Source organism: Bacillus cereus group sp. N6 (assembly GCF_016483705.1).
GTDB lineage: Bacteria > Bacillota > Bacilli > Bacillales > Bacillaceae_G > Bacillus_A > Bacillus_A wiedmannii.
On record NZ_JAEHBI010000248.1, the window covers coordinates 1 to 332 of the forward strand.

A 332-nucleotide genomic window follows, 5' to 3' on the forward strand; every position below is an offset into this window, starting at 1 on the left:
ATTCCACATAGAAGCATTGTGAATCATGATTTGCGCAGTCGGAGAGATTCGAACTTTATCAGCAGCCGTTGCAATAATAGAAGCTGCACTTGCTGCTAATCCAACAATTTGAACTTCCACATGACCAGGATAATTTTTTAACGCTGTATAAATCTCTGAACCTTCGTGTACATAACCACCAGGACTATTAATAGATACAACTAAATCATCGCCATTTGCATCATCAAGTGCTTTTGAAATCTTACCTGGGCTAGCAGCATCCATTTCAAACCAATCATAAATCCACGCTTCATCATTTGAAATAATTGGTCCTTTTACGTCAATTTTCACCG

The 332-nt window shown here is 38.3% G+C and carries 1 protein-coding gene; it reads right to left on the reverse strand.

Going from position 1 to position 332, the window contains the following annotated elements:
* A partial coding sequence (locus JDS99_RS31170; protein ID WP_345943255.1) for an ATP-dependent Clp protease proteolytic subunit occupies positions 1 to 330 on the reverse strand: 330 nt, incomplete at its 3' end.
* Between the last annotated feature and the right edge of the window lie 2 nt (positions 331 to 332).